Origin of the sequence: Paucibacter aquatile, assembly GCF_002885975.1 — a bacterium.
Classification (GTDB): domain Bacteria; phylum Pseudomonadota; class Gammaproteobacteria; order Burkholderiales; family Burkholderiaceae_C; genus Paucibacter_A; species Paucibacter_A aquatilis.
This window is the reverse complement of the sequence record NZ_POSP01000004.1, coordinates 275,594-295,172: the sequence shown is the minus strand read 5'-3', so window position 1 is coordinate 295,172 and position 19,579 is coordinate 275,594. Positions and strand designations below refer to the sequence as shown.

Sequence of the window (19,579 nt, the reverse complement as noted above, 5' to 3'; positions counted from 1 at the left end):
TCCAGTCCCCCCGGGGGACCGCCCGCGTACCCGCGGGCGAGGGGCTAACTGTTCCTCATCCAATCCGCCGTCCCCATGAAGCTCTCCAGCAAGCGCTCCTGCAGCGCCGGGTCCAGCGCCACATCCTGCATGGCCATGCCCATGCAGGCGACCCATTGGTCGCGCTCGGCGATGCCGATCTTGAAGGGCAGGTGGCGGGCGCGCAGACGCGGGTGGCCGAAGCGTTCGATGTAGTGGTTGGGGCCGCCCAGCCAGCCGCAGAGGAACCAGAACAGCTTGTCGCGGGCGCTGTCGAGGCTGGGGCCGTGGGCCGAGCGCAACTCGGTGAAGGCGGGTTCCAGCTCCATCAAATCGTAGAAACGATCGACCAGGGCGCGCACCCGCGCCTCGCCGCCCACCCACTCAAAGGCGGTGGCGGGCGAGGCCTCGGGCGAGGACGAGGACGATGTTGAAGGGGAAGAATCGGAAGAAGTGTCTGAACTGCTCATCCCAGCAGTTTATTGGCCAAAGCCTTGATGGCCTGGGCTGCATCGCTGCCGGGGTAATGTTCCAGCACCAGCTGGCGCTTGAGCACGGCCTGGCGCACGGTCAGATCGTTCTTGACCTCGCCCAGCAGCTCCAGCTTGAAGCTCTGGCCCGGGCGGGCGCCGACAAAGCGCTGCAGCACCTGCTGCAGCTGGCCGCAGATCAGCTTGCCTTCGCCCACACGGTTGGCCTGGTTAACCAGCAGGCCCACCTCGCGGCGGTCTTGCTGGGTGGCCAGTACCTTGATGGTGGCGTAGGCATCGGTCAGCGAGGTCGGTTCGGGCGTGGCCACCACCAGGACATCGGCAGCCATGGAGATGGAGAACAGCACCACATCGGAGATGCCGGCGCCGGTGTCGAACAAGATCCAGTCAAAACGTGGCCGCACCATCTCGACGATGTGCAGCAGCTTGTCGCGCACCTCGGGCGTCAGGCGCGAGTACTCCACCATGCCCGAACCCGCCAGCAGCACCGAGAAGCCGCCGGGCGCCGGCAGGATGGCCTGGTCCAGCGTGGCCTTTTCGGTGAAGACATCGTGCAGGGTCAGCTTGGGGTGCAGGTTCAGCACCACATCGAGATTGGCCAGGCCCAGGTCGGCATCCAGCACCAGCACACGCTGGCCGCGCAGCGCCAGAGCGGCGGCCAGATTGGCCGTCACAAAAGTCTTGCCCACGCCGCCCTTGCCGCTGGTGACGGCCAAGGTGCGGGCGCCGGCACGGCTGCCCGTCTTGGGCGCCGGACGGGCGGCCCCCAGCGGGGACGCCGGCGACGATGCAGCAGGATCAGGTGTCGTACTCATTCACTTTCCTGTTGCGTTACTGCAAACAACATGCCTTTTTCCTCGGCGCTCACCAGGGAATCGACCTGGTTCTCCAGGCAGGCCCGGTTGCGGCCCTCGGCCTTGGCGCGGTAGAGCTGACGGTCGGCCCGCTCCATCCAGAGCAGGGACGAGGAACGCACCCACTGCGGCGCAAAGGCACCACCCAGGCTGACCGTCACCGCCAGCGTCTGACCGGACGCAATCTCGATCCGCAGCTCGGCCACCCGCTCGCGCAGGCGCTCGGCCACGGTGGCGCCAAAACCGGCTGCGCACTTGGGCAGCACGATGGCAAATTCTTCGCCGCCCACGCGGGCGACGGTGTCCATGGGGCGAACCACCTGGTTCAGCGCCCCGGCCACAGCCTGGATCACCAGGTCACCGGCCGCATGGCCGTAGGTGTCGTTGACCGCCTTGAAATGGTCGATGTCCAGCACCAGCAGCAAGGCCGGTTCCCCCGAACGCGCCACGCGGTCCACTTCGCGGGCCAGCGCCATCTCGAAGCTGCGGCGGTTGACCAGTCCGGTCAAGGCGTCCTTGCTGGACAGGTCGCACAGCGCGTCCATGATGCCTTGCAGCCAAGCCTCGCTGTAAGGCTCGGCCTCGGGCAGCAAGGCGCCCGCCTGCTGCAGCAACTGCAGGGCCAGGTCCAGCCGCAGGCGTCGGGCATCCAGCAAAGCGGGTGTGGGGCTTGAGGAATCCAAGATGGTGTGCAGGGGGGGAGGAGCAAGTGCGCAGCCAGTCTAGCAGTGGGTTTTCGTGCTCAATTGGCGATCTGGCCCCTGTTGGCGGCTTTGTTTGGCCTATGCTGGACAGGCTTGAACCGCCAGACTGCAAGACGACGCAAAATCAAAGCCTGGACTGCGCCAGCAGCCGGGACATAACCGAGCTCACCTTATGCCAGCTGTTCCAAGTGCACCAGGCGCCGAAGCCATCGACCATGAATTCAGCTTCAGCCGGGCGGATTTCGACCGGGTTCGGGAACTGATCTACAAGCACGCAGGCATCAGCCTGCACGATGGCAAGCACGCCATGGTCTACAGCCGCCTCTCCCGCCGCCTGCGAGAGACCGGCCACAAGTCTTTCGCCGCCTACCTGCAGTGGCTGGAACACGCCACCGGGGTAGAGGGCACACAGGAATGGCAGGAGTTCGTCAACTGCCTGACCACCAACCTGACCTCCTTCTTCCGCGAAGAGCACCATTTCCACGCCCTGACCGACGACCTGAAGCCGCTGGCTGGCAAGCCGGTGCGCATCTGGTGTTGCGCAGCCTCCACGGGCGAGGAGCCCTACTCCATCGCCATCACCTGCAGCGAAGCGCTGGGCAGCAGTGCCCAGGTGCAGATCACCGCCAGCGACATCGACACCAATGTGCTGAACACGGCCCGCCGCGGTGTCTACAACGCCGATGCCCGAGGCCTGGACCAAACCCGGCTGAAGAACTTCTTCATGCGCGGCACCGGCGGCAACTCAGGGCGCATCCGCGTCAAGCCCGAGCTGCAGCGCTGGATCGATTTCAAGTCGCTCAATCTGATGGACACGCAGTGGTCGCTGGGCGAGCCCTTCCACATCGTGTTCTGCCGCAATGTGATGATCTATTTCGACCCGCCGACCCAGCGCAAGGTGCTGGAGCGCATCCACCGTGTGATGCGCCCGCATGGTCTGCTCTTCGTCGGCCATTCGGAGAACTTCACCGACTCGCGCGATCTGTTCCGCCTGCGCGGAAAGACGATTTACGAGCGCGTCTGAGCCCCGCTCCGACGCAATCCTCAAGTTCACAGTCCAGCGACCGATAAAAAAACATGAGCACCCCCCCGCCCACTTCCGGTGCAGGCACCGGCTCGATGTTCACCAGCGGCGCGGGAGCGGCCCGCGTTGCGCAACTCAAGGCCATGCCGCGCAAGCCTGGTGAAGCATCGTTCTTCTTCTACGACGCCCATTTCAAGAATGCGGCGGTCAAGATCCTGCCCGGCGAGTACTTCGTGGACAACGAGGACCTGCTGGTCATGACGACCCTGGGCTCCTGCATCGCCGCCTGCCTCTGGGACCGCCACGCCCAGATCGGCGGCATGAACCATTTCATGCTGCCCGAAGGCAGCGGCGACTCCGGCCGCTACGGTTCCTACGCCATGGAACTCTTGATCAACGAGATGATGAAGCGCGGCGCCTCCAAAGGCCGCATGGAAGCCAAGATCTTCGGCGGTGGCGCCGTGATTGCCGGCATGAACACCATCAATGTCGGCGAACGCAATACCAACTTCGTGATCGACTTCCTCAAGCTCGAGCGCATCCCCATCGTCTCCAAGGACGTGATGGACATCTATCCCCGCAAGGTTTGCTTCCTGCCCTTCAGTGGCAAGGCCATGGTCAAGCGCCTCGCCCCCACCAACACCGACGCCCTGGTGCAACAAGACCGTTCTGCAGCCCAAAAAGCCCAGCCCGTGGTGGCCAGCGGCGGTTCTGTCGATCTGTTCTGAGCCCGCCCCCAAGAGGAGAAGTAAGACATGGCCAAGACAACTGTGGTGGTGGTCGACGACTCGGCTCTGGTGCGCAGCATCCTGAGCGAGATCATCAACCGCCAGCCCGATATGGTCTGCATCGGCGCTGCCGCCGACCCGCTGCTCGCCCGCGAAATGATCCGCTCATTAAACCCGGACGTGATCACCTTAGACATTGAAATGCCCCGCATGGACGGCCTGGATTTCCTGTCCCGCCTGATGCGCCTGCGCCCCATGCCGGTGGTGATGGTGTCCACCCTGACCGAGCGCGGCGCTGAAGTCACGCTCAAGGCGCTGGAACTGGGCGCTGTCGATTTCGTCGCCAAGCCCAAGATCGGCGTGGCCGATGGCATCCGCCTGCTGGCCGATGACATCACCGACAAGATCCGCATCGCCGCCAAGGCCCACATCCGTCGCAGCCACGCTGCCCTGCCCGCCTCGGGCGCAACGGGCGCGGCCGCCCACGCAGGCCACCCACCCGCAGCGCCGGCCAAGCCGGTCACCATGGCCAGCCTGGGTCGGCTGTCGACCGAGAAAATCATCTTCATCGGCGCCTCTACCGGCGGCACCGAGGCGACCAAGGATGTGCTGGTCAATCTGCCGGCCGACTGCCCGGCCGTGGTCATCACCCAGCACATGCCGCCCGGCTTCACCAAGAGCTACGCCGCGCGCCTGGACGGCCTGTGCCGCATCCGCATCAAGGAAGCCAGCGATGGCGAGCGCATCTTGCCGGGCCATGGCTATATCGCCCCGGGCGGCCTGCATCTGAGCGTCGAGCGCTCGGGCGCCAACTACATCGCCCGCGTGCAGGACGGTGAGCCGGTGAACCGCCACAAGCCCTCGGTCGAGGTGCTGTTTCACTCGGCCGCGCGCGTCGTGGGCCCGAACGCTCTGGGCATCATGCTGACCGGCATGGGCGCCGATGGCGCCAAGGCCATGAAGGTGATGAAGGACGCCGGCGCCTACAACTTCGTGCAGGACGAGGCCACCTGCGTGGTCTTCGGCATGCCGCGCGAGGCCATCAATGCCGGCGCCGCCGACGAAGTGCTGCCGCTGAACCAGATCGCACCGCGCCTGATCGAGCGACTGCGCAGCACCTCGGGCATGTCACTCAATCGCGTGTAAGCACCCTCGCCAGAACACGCCCACCCCGAGGCCGCACAGCCGAGCAATAGCTCACGCTGATGCGGCCTTTGTGCTGACGGAGCCTGCTTTTCTTGGCCCTGTCATCGGCGCTGGGCACCATGGCGCTATGAGCAGCGCCGCACTCTCCTCCTCCCCCGCATCCCCGATCGCCACAGGCTCCAGACCGGGTGATGAAGCTCCGCCACTGACGGTTCGCCGCCTGATGGACCGCCGCCAGCTGCGCACGGTCTTCCAGCCCATCGTGCAGCTGGACTGCGGCCTGGTCTACGGCCATGAAGCCCTGGTGCGTGGCCCGATCGGCAGCCCGCTCGAGTACCCCGATATGTTGTTCGCCGCCGGTCGGCGCGAAGGCCTGAACACCGAGCTGGAGGTGCACTGCGCCCTGCTGGCCATGGCCGAGTGGAGCCGGCTCAAGCTGCCCGGCCGCCTGCTGCTGAACATGAGCGCCACGGCGCTGGCCAGCGCCGTGGCCCAGGGCCTGGAGCAGGACCGGCTGTTCATCTGCGAAGACCTGGGCATCTGCGCCAGCCAGCTGATGATCGAGCTGACCGAGCATGAGCGCGTGGCTGATATCGAGGGCCTGCGCCGCGCCATCGGCGTGCTGCGCCGCAAGGGCGTGGGCATTGCGCTGGACGACTTTGGCGACGGCCGCTCCTCACTGCGCCTGTGGTCCGAGATCCAGCCGGATGTGGTCAAGATCGACAAATACTTCACCCACGACCTGCCGGCCCATGCCGAGAAGCTGCAGACCTTCCGCGCCCTGCTGCAGCTGGCGGAAACCTTTGGCGCCCAGCTGGTGGCCGAAGGCATCGAAAACGCCGAGGAACTGCGCGTGCTGCGGGATCTCGGCGTGGCCTTTGGCCAAGGCTGGCTGATCGGCCGCCCCACACCCGACGGCGCGCGCGAGCCCCTGGCCGGCGCGCGCGAGGTGCTGGCCAGCAGCGAAATCGCCGTGCTGCCCGAGTTGCGCCGCGCCTCCAGCAACGGCGTCACCGCCGAGCGTCTGATGATGGAAGCCGTGACCGTGCACGAGGACACCACGCACGAGCAGCTGTTCCGTGTCTTCAACGAACACGAGGAGCTGCACGCCATCGCCGTGCTCAACAGCCGGCAAGAGCCGGTGGCCCTGGTCGACCGGGCGCAGTTCATCAACCGCTGGGCCAAGCCCTTCTTCATGGACCTGTACGGCCGCCATGCCTGCACCCTGTTCGCCAACCCGACGCCGCTGATCGTCAACGCCGACACCGGCATCGAGGCCTTGACCACCGTGCTGACCTCGGCCGACCAGCGCTATCTGCGCGAGGGCTTCATCATCGTGCGCGAGGGACGCTACCTCGGCCTGGGCACCGGCGAGCAGCTGGTGCGCTCGGTGACGGAGGCGCGTATTGAAGCAGCGCGCCACGCCAACCCGCTGACCTTCTTGCCCGGCAATATTCCGATCAGCCAGCACATCGGCCGTCTGCTGACCAGCGGGCGCGAGTTCGTCGCCGCCTACGCCGACCTCAACCACTTCAAGCCCTTCAACGACGAGTACGGCTACTGGCGCGGCGACGAGATGATCCGCCTGGTGGCGCGCGTGGCCAGCAACCACTGCGACAGCCAGCGCGACTTCCTGGGCCATGTCGGCGGCGATGATTTCGTGATGCTGTTCCAGAGCGCCGACTGGGAGCAGCGCTGCGAGCAGATCGTTCAGGGCTTCAATGAGCTGGCCCGCAATCTGTTTGATGCCGCGGCCTTGCAAGCGGGCGGCATCATGGCCGAAGACCGCCATGGCGATATGCGCTTCCACCCCTGCACCACGCTCAGCATTGGCGCGGTCCGGGTCAGCCCCGGCAGCCTGCACCGGGCCGAAGAGGTGGCCAGCGCAGCGGCCACGGCCAAGCGCCATGCCAAGCACGAGGCCTTGAGCGTTTACGTGATGGCGCTGTGAAGGCCAGCGGCCCCGTGCGGGCCATGCTCGGTCAGTCAGTCAGCCAGGAAGAGTGACTGCAGGTCGCTGAGGAAATCAAAGCCCTTGGCGGTCGCCGCGATGCGCGCCAGATCGGCCTCCAGCAGGCCGCGCTGGCGCCCCTGCTCCATGGCCCGCGCGATGCTGGAGGGCGGCAGGCCGGTGCGCTCCAGATAGGACTGAAGGCCCACGCCTTCGCGCAGACGCAGGGCATTGAGCATGAACTCGAACGGCAGCTCGCTGCGCGCCACCTCGTTCTCGTTCGACACCGCGGCGCCCTCGCCCGCCTTGGCCATATAAGCCGCCGGTTCGCGCCAGCGCACCTGGCGTAGCACGCGATGCGGAAAGGAAATTTTGCTGTGCGCACCAGCGCCGATGCCGAGGTAATCGCCGAACTGCCAGTAGTTCAGGTTGTGGGCGCAGCGGTGCCCCGCGCGCGCGTAGGCCGACACCTCATAACGATCCATGCCCACGGCGCCGGTGCGGGCGGTGATCAGGTCCAGCATCTCGCTGGCCAGATCGGGGTCGGGCAGGTTTTCGGGCGGTGCGCTGGCGAAGCGGGTGTTGGGCTCGATGGTCAGGTGGTAAACCGACAGATGCGGCGGCGCAAAGTCCAGGGCCGTGCGCAGCTCCAGATCCAGCTCGTCCAGGCTCTGGCCCGGCAGCGCGTACATCAGGTCGATGTTGAAGGTGTCGAAGGCCTGGGCGGCCTCGGCGATGGCAGCGCGCGCCTGCTCGCCGCTGTGCACCCGGCCCAGGGCTTTGAGCTTGGCATCGTCAAAGCTCTGCACGCCGATGGACAGGCGCGTGACGCCGGCTTCTCGGAAGCCCTTGAAGCGGTCGCGCTCAAACGTGCCCGGGTTGGCCTCCAGCGTGATCTCGCAGCCCGGCTCCAGCGGCAGGCGGGCGCGCAGGTCCGAGATCAACTCGGCGATTTGCTCCGGGGGAAACAGGCTGGGCGTGCCGCCGCCGATGAAGATGCTAACCACGGGCCGACCCCAGATCAGCGGCAGCGAGGCTTCCAGATCGGCGCGTAGCGCAGCCAGGTAGGCGCGCGCGGTGTCCACCGGCAGCTCGCGCGCGGCGCCGTCCACCCGCCACTCATGGCTGTTGAAATCGCAATATGGACACTTGCGCAGACACCAGGGCAGGTGCACGTAGAGCGACAGCGGCGGCAGCGCCGGCAGGCTCAGCGTGCCCGGCCGCATCAGGCGAATGACATCAGCCAAGATGCCAGACCTCGCGCAGCTGCGCGGCCAGATGGACGGCCGCCAAAGCCCGGTGGCTCTGCACATTCTTCTCGGCCGCGCTCAGCTCGGCCACGCTGCGCCCCAGGGACGGGATGAACATCAGCGGGTCATAGCCAAAGCCGGCCTCGCCCTGCGCGACGGCCAAGATCTGACCCTGCCAACGCCCCATGGCAATCAAGGGCTCGGGGTCAGCGGCGCTGCGCACAGCCACCAGGGCGCAGACAAAGCGCGCGCCGCGCTGCTCGGGCGCCGGGAAGGCGGCCAGTTGCTCCAGCAGCACGCGGTTGTTGTCGGCATCCGACTTGGGCTGACCGAAGAGCGTGGCATAACGCGCCGACAGCACGCCAGGCGCGCCCCCGAGGGCCTCCACGGCCAGGCCGGAATCATCGGCCAGGGCAGGCAGGCCACTGGCCTCGGCCGCGTGGCGGGCCTTGGCCAGGGCGTTCTCGGCAAACGTACCAAAAGGCTCCTCGGCTTCGGGGATGCCGAGCGAGCCCTGCGTGACCAGCTCCACCCCCAAGGGCTCGAACAGGGCCTGCAGCTCGAGCAGCTTTTTGGCGTTGTTGGAGGCCAGAACAATCTTCATGACGACAAGGCTGCTTTCTGCGCCGCCAGCAGCTCGCCAATGCCCTTCTCAGCCAGATCAAGCAGCGCATTCATCTCGACGCGGCTGAAGGCCACGCCCTCGGCCGTGCCTTGCAGCTCGACAAAGCCGCCGTCGGCCGTCATCACCACATTCATGTCGGTGTCGCAGGCTGAGTCTTCGGTGTATTCCAGGTCCAGCAAGGGCGTGCCCTCGACGATGCCCACCGAGATGGCCGCCACCGCCTGGCGGATCGGGCTGGCGCTGATCTTGCCCTGAGCCAGCAGCCAGCTGACCGCATCGGCCGCAGCCACGTAGGCGCCGGTGATGGCCGCGGTGCGAGTGCCGCCATCGGCCTGGATCACATCGCAGTCCAGCGCGATGGTGCGCTCGCCCAGCAGCTTGAGATCGAAGACGCAGCGCAACGAGCGGCCGATCAGGCGCTGGATCTCCTGCGTGCGGCCGCTTTGCTTGCCCTTGGCCGCTTCACGGTCGCTGCGGGTGTGGGTGGCGCGCGGCAGCATGCCGTACTCGGCCGTCACCCAGCCCTCGCCCGAGCCGCGCTTGTGCGGCGGCACTTTCTCTTCCACCGAGGCGGTGCACAACACCTTGGTGCCACCGAACTCGATCAGCACCGAGCCCTCTGCATGGCGGGTGTAGTGGCGGGTGATCCGCACCGGGCGGAGTGCGTCCGCTGCGCGGCCGCTGGCGCGCAGAGTCTGGCTGGCTTCAGTCATGATGGGGTCCTTCAGGATTTCTTGAGTACGCCGGTCTGGCGCTCGTTGGCGCGGCGTATGGCTTCGTTGATCTCGCGCACGGAGCGCTCGATCTCGGCTTCGTCCAGCTCGTCCGCACCGCCGCGCCCGTCTTGGGCGGCAGCCTGGATGGTGGTGGCAAAGCCGTCATCGGACAGGCTGCGGGTGGAAATGCCGGCCTCGGTGTGGCCCTCGTCGGCATCGGCCTCGCCTTCCCACTCCACCGCCAACGCAGTGACATTGTCGCAGCGCGGCCCACCGTTGCGCAGGGCCTGCTCCACCAGATCCGGCACCGCATCGGCCACCGGGCTGGCCGAGAGCTGCTCGGTGATGAAGTCGTCGGGCACCGTGCCCCAGAGCCCGTCCGAGCACAGCAGCAGGCGGTCTCCCACCTCCAGCAGCATGGGGCCATGGGTGTCGATCATGGGCTTGCCAGGGCTGCCCAGGCAGGTCAGGAGCACATTGCGGTTGAAGGTCTCGCCGTCCTGGGGCACCCGGCCGAGCGCGTTCTGCAGCTCCAGATAGGAATGGTCGCGCGTGCGGGCGATCAGCTTGCCGGCACGCACCATGTAGAGGCGCGAATCACCGCAATGGGCCCAGAAGGCCCGGCGCCCCTGCAGCACGCAGGCCACGATGGTGGTGCGCGGCGTGTCGCTCATGCCCTTCTCGGCGGCATAACGGATCAATTGCTGGTGCGCAATCAACACCGCATCCTGCAAAAAGGCAGCCGGGTCTTCTAGCGCCGGCTTGGCATCGCGCTGGAACAAGGCGGCCAGGGTCTGCAGCGCCATCTGTGCGGCCACCTCGCCCTCGGGGTGCCCACCCAAACCGTCGGCCAGAGCAAACAAACCGGCCTCGCGGGTGTAGCAATAACCCATGCGGTCTTCGTTCTTCTCCCGCCGGCCGCGGCGGCTCACCTGGAAGGTGTTGAACCTCACGCTGGAACCCTCACGCTTTGGCTCCGGTCTTCAGGTTCTCCAGTTGCAGCTTGAGACGCTCGCTGAAGCTGAGCTTGGTGTAGCGGCGCTCGGTTTCGCGCGCCAGCTCTTTTTGCAGCGAAAACACGCTTTGCGGACGCGAGAGCGGATCCAGGGACATGCACCACTCGGTCACTTCGATCAGGTTGTCGGAATAGACATTGCGCAGGCGCGAGAGGCTGAGTGCCAGGCGATCTTTCTCGAGGCGCTGCGGCGCGTCATTGGGTGGATAGCCCTGCATGCAGGCGTAGATGCAAGCGCCGATGGCGTAGATGTCGGTCCATGGACCTAAAGCACCATCTCGCCGGTACATCTCGGGCGCGGCAAAACCGGGCGTGTACATGGGGCGGATGAAATTGCCTTCCTTGCTCAGCACCTCGCGCGCGGCGCCGAAGTCCAGCAGCACCGCCTTGTTTTCGTTGGTGATGAAGATATTGGCCGGCTTGATGTCCAGATGCAGCATCTTGTGCTGATGCACGATGCGCAGGCCGCGCAGGATCTCGTCGAAGAGACTGCGGATGGTGGATTCTCGGAAGACCTTGTCGCGCTTCATATCGCGCGCGGTGACGATGAAGTCCTGCAGGGTGTCGCCCTGCAGATAGTTCATCACCATGTAAACGGTTTCGTTCTCGCGCAGGAAGTTCAGCACCGACACCACGCTTGGGTGCGAGATCTGCGCGAGCGATCGGCCTTCTTCGAAGAAGCTCTTGAGACCCAGGCGGTAAAGCGGCTGCTTCTCAGGTTTGACGCGCGGCGTCAACTCGCCGGGCGAGCGTTCAGCCAGGCTGGAGGGCAGATATTCCTTGAGGGCGACGAGGTGGCGTTCCGGGTCTTCGGCCAGGTACACCACGCCGAATCCGCCTGCTGCCAACCTCTTGATGATCTGGTAGCCCCCAACCACCGTTCCCGCAGGCAAGGGCGCCGGTTTCGGCTTTGACATAATCGAGTTTTATTCCACACCGAACGCTAGATGCCAGTCTACAGCATGACGGGATATGCCAGCGTCAGCTCGCAACCCACCGCACCCAGTGAAAACACCGGGTCCCCCAATGCCACATCCTCGGCAGCTGCCAGCCCCAGCGGCGCCAGCGTGACGGTCGAGCTGCGTTCGGTCAACGGCCGATTTCTGGACCTGGGCTTTCGCATGCCCGAGGATTTGCGAGGCCTGGAACCCGCCCTGCGCGAGCTGCTGACGGCCAAGCTCAAGCGCGGCAAGGTCGAGCTGCGCATCAACACCCAGCGCGAGAGCGAGGGCAACTGGCCGCAGCCACAGTCCGACCAGCTCAACAAGCTGGCCCGCCTGGAGGGCACGGTGCAGAACTGGCTGCCCAAGGCCCAGCCCTTGACCGTCCACGAGGCCCTGATCTGGTGCAAGGGCGGCGGCTCCGCCCCCGAAAAATTGGACGAAGCCGCGCTCGAAGCCGCACGCCAATGCGTGAGCGGCCTGCTCGAAGCGCGTGAACGCGAAGGCGAAAAGCTGGTCGCCATCCTGATGGAGCGCATTGAGCATCTGCGCACGCTGGCCGATGCCGCCGAGCCCATGCTGCCGGCCATCGTGCAGCGCCAGCAGCAGCGCTTCCTCGAGCGCTGGCAAGAGGCCCTGGCCAGCACCGGCGCGGCCCAGACCATCCCCGAGGAAAACCTGCGCGAGCGCGCCCTCAACGAAGCGGCCGCCTACGCCATCCGCATCGATGTGGCCGAAGAACTGGCCCGCCTGCGCGCCCACCTGGAAGAAATCGCCCGCCTGCTCAAAAAGGGGGGCGAAATCGGCAAGCGCCTGGACTTCCTGATCCAGGAGCTGCACCGTGAGGCCAACACCCTAGGCTCCAAGGCGGCCGCCCTGGAGCTGACCAATATCTCGGTGGAGATGAAGGTCGCCGTCGAGCAACTGCGCGAGCAGGTGCAGAACATCGAATAAGCCGGCCCTCCTTCTGCCCCACGGCCCCACGGCCCCACAGCCCCGCAGCGCCGCTGCCCCACCTCACACGACCGCATCCGATCCATGGAATACCCCGGCAACCTCTTCGTCGTCGCCGCCCCCAGCGGCGCCGGCAAATCCAGCCTGGTCAAGGCCTTGCTGGAGCTCGACGCCAAGCTCGACGTCTCCATCTCCCACACCTCGCGCGCCCCGCGCGGCCAGGAACAGCACGGCCGCGAATACTGGTTCACCAGCGAAGAAGAATTCCGTGCCATGGCGGCGCGTGGCGATTTCTTCGAATGGGCCGAGGTGCATGGCAACCTCTACGGCACCTCACGGGCCGCCATCGAGGCGCGCATGGCGCATGGCGACGACGTGGTGCTCGAGATTGATTTCCAGGGCGCGCTGCAGATCAAGCAGCTGTTTCCCTACGCCGTGCTGATCTTCATCCTGCCCCCGAGCTGGGACGAGCTGCAGCAGCGCCTGAACCGCCGCGGCGACACCGCGCCCGAGGTCATTGCCAAGCGCATGGCCAATGCCCGTGTCGAGGTGGCGCAGGCGCAGAACTTCGATTTCGTGGTCGTGAACGCGGTGTTTGACACGGCCGTTTTCGATCTGAAGTCCATCGTCCACGCGCAGCGGTTAAAATACGCAGCTCAGCGCCGAAATCGCTCTGCCGTTTTCAAAGCGCTCGATCTGCCCTGAAGCCCCGGTGCACGGCACCACGCCTCAGAAACCGATCCTCCTGAACACCTGAACTGGAATCCACACATGGCCCGCATCACCGTCGAAGACTGCCTGACCAAGATCCCCAACCGCTTCCAGCTGGTGCTCGCCGCAACCTACCGCGCCCGCATGCTGAGCCAAGGCCACACCCCCAAGGTCGACAGCAAGAACAAGCCCGGCATCACCGCCCTGCGCGAAATCGCCGCCGGCGAAGTCGGCATCGAAATGCTGCGCAAGGTGCCGGTCTGATTCCAGCTTCTCGCTGCATTTGATTGCACACACGGGCGCCTTCGGGCGCCCGTTGTCGTTTCTGACGCCTGCGCGAGCGCTCAAGGATGCCGAATGGCACGGTCTTGTGCGCTGGCGCAGATGGCACGCAAATTCATCGGTTAAATTCGGGCCATGGGTTTTCGATCATTTGCCGTCTCCCGCCTGCCTGCTGCCCTGAGCGGTCTGTCGGGCCTGCGCCCCGCCCCCGAGCCAACGGCTGCCGAGGCGGCGTCGTTTGACGCCCTGGTTCAGCACCTGGGCTATCTGCCCAAGGGCGACATCAAGCGCATCCGCGAAGCCTACAAATTCGCCGATGAGGCGCATCTGGGCCAGTTCCGGGCCAGCGGCGAGCCCTACATCACCCATCCGATTGCGGTGGCCGGCATCTGTGCCGAGTGGCGCCTCGACGCCCAGGCCATCATGGCCGCCCTGATGCACGACGCCATGGAAGACTGCGGCGTCACTAAGACCGAGCTGATCGAGCGCTTTGAGGCCCCCACCGCCGAGCTGGTGGACGGCCTGACCAAGTTGGACAAGCTGCAGTTCTCGACCAAGGAAGAATCCCAGGCCGAATCCTTCCGCAAGATGCTCCTGGCCATGGCGCGCGATGTGCGCGTCATCCTGATCAAGCTGGCCGACCGTCTGCACAATATGCGCACCATGGAGGCCATGGCCGCGCCCAAGCGCCGCCGCATCGCGCGCGAAACCCTGGACATCTACGCGCCCATCGCCCACCGCCTGGGCCTGAACGAGATCTACCGCGAGCTGCAGGACCTGTCCTTCCAGCACATCCATCCCTGGCGGCATGCCGCCCTGTCCAAGGCCATCACAAAGGCCCGCGGCAACCGCCGCGATCTGGTGTCGCGCATCGAGCGCGATGTCGTCAAGGCCTTTGCCGATGGCGCCCACCCGGTGCAGATCCACGGCCGCGAGAAAGCCATCTACTCCATCTACAAGAAGATGCGCGAAAAGCACCTGAGCTTTGCCCAGGTCAGCGACATCTTCGGCTTCCGTGTCGTGGTGGACGAGCTGCCGCAGTGCTATTTGTCCCTGGGCGTGCTGCACCAGCTCTACAAACCGCAGCCAGGCCGTTTCAAGGACTACATCGCCATCCCCAAGCCCAACGGCTACCAGAGCCTGCACACCACCTTGGTCAGCCCGCTGGGCACACCGGTGGAGTTCCAGATCCGCACCGAGGCCATGCACATGGTGGCGGAAAAAGGCGTGGCCGCGCACTGGCTCTACAAAAAAGGCGGCAACCCCAGTGGCACCAGCGCCGAGAGCGCGCAACAGCTGGGCTCGCGCTGGCTGCAGTCCCTGATCGACATCCAGGACGAGACCCGCGACGCCAACGAGTTCCTGGAACACGTCAAGATCGACCTGTTCCCCGATGCGGTCTACGTCTTCACCCCCAAGAGCCGCATCATGGCCCTGCCCAAGGGCGCCACACCGGTGGACTTTGCCTACGCCATCCACTCCGATGTGGGCGACCATTGCGTGGCCGCACAGATCAACGGCGAACCCGTGCCCCTGCGGGCCGAGCTGCGCAGCGGCGATGTGGTGGAGATTGTCACCGCCGCCGGCGCCCGCCCCAATCCGGCCTGGCTCAGCTTTGTTCGCACCGGCCGCGCGCGCTCCAAGATCCGCCACTTCCTGAAGAACCTGGAGCAGGAAGAAAGCCGCGATCTGGGCGAGAAGATGCTGGCCCAGGCCCTGCGTGCCGAAGGCCTGAGCCTGCCCAGCCTGAACGACGAAGACGACGATGCCGCTCAACTCTGGCAGCAACTGGCCCGTTGGGCCGGCAACCGCCATGCCGACGAGCTGCTCGTCGAGATCGGTCTGGGCCGAAAGATCGCCACCATCGTGGCCAAGAAGCTGGCCCGCATGCTGGCCGAGCAAGGCCAGCGGCCCGATGCCGTCATGCTCAGCATCGGCCGCTTCACGGCGGACGATGGCCCCTCGCAAGGCCAGGTCACGCTGGACGGCAGCGAAGGCGCCTCGGTGCGTCTGGCAGCCTGCTGCCGCCCCATCCCCGGCGATGAAATCAAGGGTTATCTGGGCCGCGGTGAAGGCCTGCTGGTGCACACGGCCGAATGCCAGGTCGGCCGCAAGCTGTTCCAGCGCGATGCCGAGCATTGGATCGCCGTCAACTGGGCCGAAGAGCTGACCCGTCCTTTCGAAGCCGCCGTGTCCCTGCTGCTGAAGAATGGCAAGGGCGTGCTGGCGCAAGTGGCCTCGGCCGTCAGCGCGGCGGAGGCCGACATCACCCACATCATGATGAGCGACGAGATGCAGCAGCGCGAAACCGCCGAGATGAACCTCATCCTCTCGGTTCGCGACCGCCTGCACCTGGCCGATGTGCTGCGCACCCTCAAGCGCTCGCCCGCCGTGCTGCGGGTCTGGCGCGTCAAGCCCTAGGCATCAAGCCTTTGACGACTCCGGCTTCGGGTAGCTGACCTCCAGCACCTCGATCTGCTCGACGCCACCCGGCGTCATCAGCTGCAGCTCATCGCCGACCCGCGCCTTCAAGAGCACACGGGCAATCGGCGACACCCAGGAGACCTCGCCAGCCAGGCTGTCGGATTCATCGATGCCCTTGATGGTGATGGTGCGCTCCTCGCCTTTGGCGGTGGCGTAGGTGACGGTGGCGCCGAAAAAGATCTGCTCGTTGCCGTGGTGCAGGCTGGGGTCGGCCACCTCGGCCAGATCCAGGCGCTTGTTGAGGAAACGCAGGCGCCGATCGATCTCGCGCAATCGTTTCTTGCCGTAGAGGTAGTCGCCGTTCTCGCTGCGATCGCCGTTCTTGGCCGCCCAGGACACGATCTCGACGATCTTGGGCCGCTCGACATCGAGCAGCGCCATGAACTCCGCCCGCATGCGGGCATAGCCCTGCGGCGTCATGTAGTTGCGCGCCCCCTGCGGCAAGGCTGGCAGCGCCAGGTCCTCGTCGTCATCCGCGTCACTTTCCTTGGTGAATGCCTTGCTCATGCGTGTATTGTCTCTGCAAGCTTTGCCAACCGAAGAGAAGGTCCGCAGATGAGCGAACGCAGCAGCGAACACGACAACAACCGCAGGACCCCACAGGACCCTTCAGCCTCCGGCCCTTTGCAGGGCATTCGCGTGATCGAACTGGCCGGGCTCGGCCCAGCACCAATGTGCGGCATGGTGCTGGCCGACCTGGGCGCCGACGTGATCGTGATCGATCGCCCCATCAGCGCAGGCTCACGCAGCATCGGCAACGCGCGCGCACTGAATCGCGGCAAGCGGTCCATCGTGCTCGACTTGAAAAGCGATGCCGGGCAGCGCACGGCGCTGGAACTGATCCACAGCGCGGATGCTGCGATCGAAGGCTTCCGCCCCGGGGTGATGGAGCGCCTCGGCCTGGGGCCGGAGGTGTTTGAGGCCACACATCCGCGCCTGGTCTACGGCCGGGTGACCGGCTGGGGCCAGACCGGGCCGCTGGCCCAGTGCGCCGGTCACGACATCAATTACCTGGCATTGAGTGGCGCGCTCTCCATCGCCTCCAGGCCGGGGCAGGCGCCGAGTGCGCCAGCCAGCTTGCTCGGCGATATGGGCGGCGGGGCGATGCTGCTGGCCCTTGGCCTGCTGAGCGCCTTGCTGGAGGCCCAGCGCTCAGGCCACGGGCAGGTGATCGACGCGGCCATTCTCGATGGCCTGGGCCTGCTCGGCGGCCTGGTTTCAGCCCTGCGCAGCGAGGGTCAGTGGAGCGAGCGGCCCGCCGACAACTTCTTTCTGCACAGCTCGCCCTTTTACGACTGTTTTGAATGCGCCGACGGCGGTCACCTGAGCCTGGGCGCCATCGAGCCGCAGTTCTATGCGCGCTTGCTCCAGGGTTTGGGCCTTCACGACGTCGACCCGGCCCAGCACATGAACACCGAACACTGGCCCGCCCTGCGCGCCCGCGTGGCCGAGCGGATCAAGACGCGCAGCCGGGCCCTGTGGGAGCAGGACCTGGCCGATCTGGATTGCTGCGTGGCGCCCGTGCTCAGCCTGGACGAGGCGGCCGCGCATGCGCACGCGCAGGCTCGGAGCAACCATGTGCGCATCGACGGCCATTGGCAACCCTCCCCGGCCCCGCGCTTTTCACGCAGCCGCTTGCGGACACCCGAGGCCGGGCCACATGTGGGCCAGCACACGGAAGAGATATTGACCGAGCTTCACGCCGCGCGGAAATCGCACAAGACTTGAGTGCCGCTCATGCGAGGCGCCTGACGCGTCCAGCCGAGTCCAAAACAAAAAAAGCCCCAGCGATTTCTCACTGAGGCTTGTTTGCGTCGGCATCGAATTTCCTTTCGGACGCTTCGTGCGACATTTTGTTAGTTTGGTGCGGCTGGCAGGATTCGAACCCACGACCCCTTGGTTCGTAGCCAAGTACTCTATCCAACTGAGCTACAGCCGCTCCAAGCCCTCTACTATAGCACGGTATTTTTGTACCGAACAATACTTTTGCAAACTTTTTGAAAACATCGCCGAAGCTGATTTTCAAACGCCAGCAAAACGAGGGGTCAAACTTCAAAGCCAAGGCGTCGCTTCAAAACTTCGCCTCAACTCTCAATACCCTCATCCGCGTCACCACAGATGTACTTCACGCCACGCCAGTTGAGCTGACAAGCCAAACTCGGCGGCGCCTCTTTTCAAACTCCAAACACCTCGTCCGAGGAACATTCAAGGCATTTGAAACTCAATCCGAGATCAAACCTAAATTAAAAAGGTCAGCAATTACTCGCTGACCTTTTCTTTTCTTATTGTTGGTGCGGCTGGCAGGATTCGAACCCACGACCCCTTGGTTCGTAGCCAAGTACTCTATCCAACTGAGCTACAGCCGCGAAGCCTTGCACTATAGCATGCTTTGTTTAGGCTTGGGAAGACTTTTCAATTTTTTGACTCAAACCAGCGTGGCGGCCGCCTCGTGGCAGCGGGCGCGGCGGTCCAGATCGCCGTCCTGCTCGGCCAGATGGGCCAGCACCAACCAGCTGCGGCGGCGCGCGGCCGTGCCCAGACTGGAATCATCGGCCACCTGCTCCAGGATCAAGCGTGCCTTGCCCCAAAGCTGGCGCTCGGCCAGCGCATGGCCCAGGGCATAGCTGAAGGCCCGGTCGCGCGGGAAGCGCTGCACCGCCGTCTCCAGACGCTGCAACCATTCAGGGCCCAGGCCGGGCAAGACCAGCACCAAGGCTTCGGCCAGCGTCGCCCGTTCGTCCGCACCCAGCTCGGCAACATCGTCCCAGAAAGGCCGCAGCCAGCCGCGGCCATCGTCTGGCACGCCAAGCGCACCCGCCCGCTGTGCCGCGCGCGCGGCCACAAACACATCACGGCGGTCGGCGCTGTCCAGTTGCTGCCAGACAGAGCGAAGCTGGTCGGCATCTCGGGCGGCATCCAGCGCCTCGAAGGCCAGTGAGCGCAGCAGGCCCTGGGCGGCGACCTTGGAGAAGCCCTGGTGCTTGGCCAGCAGGCGCGCGGTGCGCAGCGCCTCCAGCGGCTGCTTGGCCAAACGGCTGGCCTGCAGCTTCAGTCGCAGGGCCTGGGTACGGCGCGCCACGCCCGGGGAGAGCTCAGCCAGCAGGCTCAACGCACGCGGCGCATCACGGTCGTCCAGCGCCCACTCGGCAGCCAGCAAACGGGCGCCCTCCTCCTGCGCACGGCCTTGCGGCGAGCGCTTGGCGGCATCCAGCGCCAGCTGCAGCTGCTCATCACGGCGGCGCTTGTCCTGCAGGCGATGGGCGCTGCTGGCCGAGAGCAGATGGCCCAGGGCCAGAAAGCCCTCGTCCTGCTGCAACGCGGGCGTCTGGGCATGGATGCTGAGCGCACGCTGGGCGGCCTTCTGGGCGCGTCCGTAACGGGCGCCGAAGAACTCGGCCAAGGCATCGCGCAAGGCCAGTTGGGCGCCGCGCTCGCGCTGGGCCAGACGCCACTCGTGCGCACGGCGCGGCAGGCTGGTCAAGGCGCCGATGGTCTGGATGGCGGTGACCAAGGCAAAGCAGGTGCCGACCAAGGCCAGCAGGAACAGGTTCAAGGACACATCCAGGCGCCAGCCATTCCAGTAGAAGCTGGCCAGCCCATCGTTCTGGCCCAAGGCCAGCGCGGCCACCACCGCCACGGTGAACAAAAGGACCAACCACACCACGGTACGCATGAACCGAACCTT

19 protein-coding genes and 2 tRNA genes are annotated in these 19,579 nt (G+C 65.7%); 9 read left to right on the top strand and 12 right to left on the bottom strand.

Annotated elements, in window-relative coordinates:
• Nucleotides 1-44: 44 nt before the first annotated feature.
• Genes C1O66_RS20965 through C1O66_RS20955 form a run of 3 tightly spaced genes read right to left on the bottom strand, consistent with a single transcriptional unit; the run spans nucleotide 45 to nucleotide 2,046 of the window.
• On the bottom strand, nucleotides 45-488 hold the full coding sequence (locus C1O66_RS20965) for a group II truncated hemoglobin (RefSeq protein WP_102769967.1): 444 nt from the start codon (nucleotides 486-488) through the stop codon (nucleotides 45-47).
• Nucleotides 485-1,324, bottom strand: coding sequence for a MinD/ParA family protein (locus C1O66_RS20960; protein WP_102769966.1), 840 nt, complete (start codon nucleotides 1,322-1,324; stop codon nucleotides 485-487). Before C1O66_RS20960 ends, C1O66_RS20965 begins: the two co-directional genes overlap by 4 nt.
• The gene (locus C1O66_RS20955; protein ID WP_243392908.1) at nucleotides 1,321-2,046 is read right to left on the bottom strand and encodes a GGDEF domain-containing protein; all 726 of its coding nucleotides are present in this window, start codon (nucleotides 2,044-2,046) and stop codon (nucleotides 1,321-1,323) included. The genes C1O66_RS20960 and C1O66_RS20955 overlap by 4 nt, the downstream gene beginning before the upstream one ends.
• A 193-nt stretch (nucleotides 2,047-2,239) precedes the next feature.
• Here C1O66_RS20955 and C1O66_RS20950 point away from each other — a divergent pair, with 193 nt between their 5' ends.
• The 4 genes from C1O66_RS20950 to C1O66_RS20935 all read left to right on the top strand — a co-directional run bounded on the left by C1O66_RS20950 (nucleotide 2,240) and on the right by C1O66_RS20935 (nucleotide 6,916).
• The gene (locus C1O66_RS20950) at nucleotides 2,240-3,091 is read left to right on the top strand and encodes a CheR family methyltransferase (protein WP_102769965.1); all 852 of its coding nucleotides are present in this window, start codon (nucleotides 2,240-2,242) and stop codon (nucleotides 3,089-3,091) included.
• Between the two features lie 95 nt (nucleotides 3,092-3,186).
• On the top strand, nucleotides 3,187-3,819 hold the full coding sequence (cheD, locus tag C1O66_RS20945) for a chemoreceptor glutamine deamidase CheD (protein ID WP_223696846.1): 633 nt from the start codon (nucleotides 3,187-3,189) through the stop codon (nucleotides 3,817-3,819).
• Nucleotides 3,820-3,846: 27 nt separating this feature from the next.
• Nucleotides 3,847-4,965: a protein-glutamate methylesterase/protein-glutamine glutaminase gene (locus tag C1O66_RS20940; RefSeq protein ID WP_102769963.1), complete on the top strand. Its 1,119-nt coding sequence runs from the start codon at nucleotides 3,847-3,849 to the stop codon at nucleotides 4,963-4,965.
• A gap of 223 nt (nucleotides 4,966-5,188) precedes the next feature.
• Nucleotides 5,189-6,916 (top strand): EAL domain-containing protein, encoded by a 1,728-nt coding sequence (locus tag C1O66_RS20935; RefSeq protein ID WP_165794722.1) that lies wholly within the window; start codon nucleotides 5,189-5,191, stop codon nucleotides 6,914-6,916.
• Between the two features lie 35 nt (nucleotides 6,917-6,951).
• On the opposite strand, the gene hemW is transcribed toward C1O66_RS20935, so the two are convergent.
• Genes hemW through C1O66_RS20910 form a run of 5 tightly spaced genes read right to left on the bottom strand, consistent with a single transcriptional unit; the run spans nucleotide 6,952 to nucleotide 11,439 of the window.
• A complete protein-coding gene (hemW, locus tag C1O66_RS20930; protein ID WP_165794754.1) occupies nucleotides 6,952-8,142 on the bottom strand; it encodes a radical SAM family heme chaperone HemW in 1,191 nt (396 codons plus the stop codon).
• A gap of 13 nt (nucleotides 8,143-8,155) precedes the next feature.
• Nucleotides 8,156-8,770 (bottom strand): RdgB/HAM1 family non-canonical purine NTP pyrophosphatase, encoded by a 615-nt coding sequence (gene rdgB / locus C1O66_RS20925; RefSeq protein WP_102769960.1) that lies wholly within the window; start codon nucleotides 8,768-8,770, stop codon nucleotides 8,156-8,158.
• On the bottom strand, nucleotides 8,767-9,504 hold the full coding sequence (rph, locus tag C1O66_RS20920; protein ID WP_102769959.1) for a ribonuclease PH: 738 nt from the start codon (nucleotides 9,502-9,504) through the stop codon (nucleotides 8,767-8,769). Before rph ends, rdgB begins: the two co-directional genes overlap by 4 nt.
• An 11-nt stretch (nucleotides 9,505-9,515) precedes the next feature.
• On the bottom strand, nucleotides 9,516-10,460 hold the full coding sequence (locus tag C1O66_RS20915) for a PP2C family protein-serine/threonine phosphatase (protein WP_102769958.1): 945 nt from the start codon (nucleotides 10,458-10,460) through the stop codon (nucleotides 9,516-9,518).
• Nucleotides 10,461-10,470: 10 nt separating this feature from the next.
• Complete coding sequence (locus C1O66_RS20910; RefSeq protein ID WP_102769957.1) at nucleotides 10,471-11,439, bottom strand: serine/threonine protein kinase; 969 nt, start codon at nucleotides 11,437-11,439, stop codon at nucleotides 10,471-10,473.
• A gap of 30 nt (nucleotides 11,440-11,469) precedes the next feature.
• Between C1O66_RS20910 and C1O66_RS20905 the strand changes: the two genes are divergently transcribed.
• From C1O66_RS20905 to C1O66_RS20890, 4 genes are all read left to right on the top strand, one after another.
• Entirely contained in the window at nucleotides 11,470-12,417 is a 948-nt protein-coding gene (locus C1O66_RS20905) for a YicC/YloC family endoribonuclease (protein WP_102769956.1), read from the top strand.
• Nucleotides 12,418-12,501: 84 nt separating this feature from the next.
• Nucleotides 12,502-13,122: a guanylate kinase gene (gmk, locus tag C1O66_RS20900; RefSeq protein ID WP_102769955.1), complete on the top strand. Its 621-nt coding sequence runs from the start codon at nucleotides 12,502-12,504 to the stop codon at nucleotides 13,120-13,122.
• A 66-nt stretch (nucleotides 13,123-13,188) separates the two neighbouring features.
• The gene (rpoZ, locus tag C1O66_RS20895; RefSeq protein WP_102769954.1) at nucleotides 13,189-13,392 is read left to right on the top strand and encodes a DNA-directed RNA polymerase subunit omega; all 204 of its coding nucleotides are present in this window, start codon (nucleotides 13,189-13,191) and stop codon (nucleotides 13,390-13,392) included.
• A 153-nt stretch (nucleotides 13,393-13,545) separates the two neighbouring features.
• Nucleotides 13,546-15,831 carry a RelA/SpoT family protein gene (locus C1O66_RS20890; protein ID WP_102769953.1) on the top strand — a complete coding sequence of 762 codons (2,286 nt, stop codon included), beginning with the start codon at nucleotides 13,546-13,548 and terminating at the stop codon, nucleotides 15,829-15,831.
• A gap of 3 nt (nucleotides 15,832-15,834) precedes the next feature.
• Here C1O66_RS20890 and greB read toward each other — a convergent pair whose 3' ends face one another.
• Complete coding sequence (gene greB / locus C1O66_RS20885; protein WP_102769952.1) at nucleotides 15,835-16,401, bottom strand: transcription elongation factor GreB; 567 nt, start codon at nucleotides 16,399-16,401, stop codon at nucleotides 15,835-15,837.
• A 48-nt stretch (nucleotides 16,402-16,449) separates the two neighbouring features.
• Between greB and C1O66_RS20880 the strand changes: the two genes are divergently transcribed.
• A complete protein-coding gene (locus C1O66_RS20880) occupies nucleotides 16,450-17,622 on the top strand; it encodes a CaiB/BaiF CoA transferase family protein (protein ID WP_102769951.1) in 1,173 nt (390 codons plus the stop codon).
• Nucleotides 17,623-17,756: 134 nt separating this feature from the next.
• Here C1O66_RS20880 and C1O66_RS20875 read toward each other — a convergent pair.
• From C1O66_RS20875 to C1O66_RS20865, 3 genes are all read right to left on the bottom strand, one after another.
• Nucleotides 17,757-17,833: transfer RNA gene (locus tag C1O66_RS20875), tRNA-Arg, on the bottom strand.
• Between the two features lie 350 nt (nucleotides 17,834-18,183).
• Nucleotides 18,184-18,260, bottom strand: a tRNA-Arg gene (locus C1O66_RS20870).
• A 59-nt stretch (nucleotides 18,261-18,319) separates the two neighbouring features.
• Nucleotides 18,320-19,567: a heme biosynthesis HemY N-terminal domain-containing protein gene (locus tag C1O66_RS20865; RefSeq protein ID WP_102769950.1), complete on the bottom strand. Its 1,248-nt coding sequence runs from the start codon at nucleotides 19,565-19,567 to the stop codon at nucleotides 18,320-18,322.
• Between the last annotated feature and the right edge of the window lie 12 nt (nucleotides 19,568-19,579).

What these genes read in the sequence shown, in the direction of transcription:
- C1O66_RS20950 (WP_102769965.1), top strand. Translation starts at nt 2,240, where the DNA reads ATGCCAGCTGTTCCAAGTGCACCAGGCGCCGAAGCCATCGACCATGAA.
- C1O66_RS20940 (WP_102769963.1), top strand. Translation starts at nt 3,847, where the DNA reads ATGGCCAAGACAACTGTGGTGGTGGTCGACGACTCGGCTCTGGTGCGC.
- rdgB (WP_102769960.1), bottom strand. Translation starts at nt 8,770, where the DNA reads ATGAAGATTGTTCTGGCCTCCAACAACGCCAAAAAGCTGCTCGAGCTG.
- C1O66_RS20905 (WP_102769956.1), top strand. Translation starts at nt 11,470, where the DNA reads ATGCCAGTCTACAGCATGACGGGATATGCCAGCGTCAGCTCGCAACCC.
- C1O66_RS20880 (WP_102769951.1), top strand. Translation starts at nt 16,450, where the DNA reads ATGAGCGAACGCAGCAGCGAACACGACAACAACCGCAGGACCCCACAG.
- C1O66_RS20965 (WP_102769967.1), bottom strand. Translation starts at nt 488, where the DNA reads ATGAGCAGTTCAGACACTTCTTCCGATTCTTCCCCTTCAACATCGTCC.
- greB (WP_102769952.1), bottom strand. Translation starts at nt 16,401, where the DNA reads ATGAGCAAGGCATTCACCAAGGAAAGTGACGCGGATGACGACGAGGAC.
- rph (WP_102769959.1), bottom strand. Translation starts at nt 9,504, where the DNA reads ATGACTGAAGCCAGCCAGACTCTGCGCGCCAGCGGCCGCGCAGCGGAC.
- cheD (WP_223696846.1), top strand. Translation starts at nt 3,187, where the DNA reads ATGTTCACCAGCGGCGCGGGAGCGGCCCGCGTTGCGCAACTCAAGGCC.
- hemW (WP_165794754.1), bottom strand. Translation starts at nt 8,142, where the DNA reads ATGCGGCCGGGCACGCTGAGCCTGCCGGCGCTGCCGCCGCTGTCGCTC.
- rpoZ (WP_102769954.1), top strand. Translation starts at nt 13,189, where the DNA reads ATGGCCCGCATCACCGTCGAAGACTGCCTGACCAAGATCCCCAACCGC.
- C1O66_RS20935 (WP_165794722.1), top strand. Translation starts at nt 5,189, where the DNA reads ATGGACCGCCGCCAGCTGCGCACGGTCTTCCAGCCCATCGTGCAGCTG.
- C1O66_RS20865 (WP_102769950.1), bottom strand. Translation starts at nt 19,567, where the DNA reads ATGCGTACCGTGGTGTGGTTGGTCCTTTTGTTCACCGTGGCGGTGGTG.
- C1O66_RS20960 (WP_102769966.1), bottom strand. Translation starts at nt 1,324, where the DNA reads ATGAGTACGACACCTGATCCTGCTGCATCGTCGCCGGCGTCCCCGCTG.
- C1O66_RS20890 (WP_102769953.1), top strand. Translation starts at nt 13,546, where the DNA reads ATGGGTTTTCGATCATTTGCCGTCTCCCGCCTGCCTGCTGCCCTGAGC.
- C1O66_RS20910 (WP_102769957.1), bottom strand. Translation starts at nt 11,439, where the DNA reads ATGTCAAAGCCGAAACCGGCGCCCTTGCCTGCGGGAACGGTGGTTGGG.
- gmk (WP_102769955.1), top strand. Translation starts at nt 12,502, where the DNA reads ATGGAATACCCCGGCAACCTCTTCGTCGTCGCCGCCCCCAGCGGCGCC.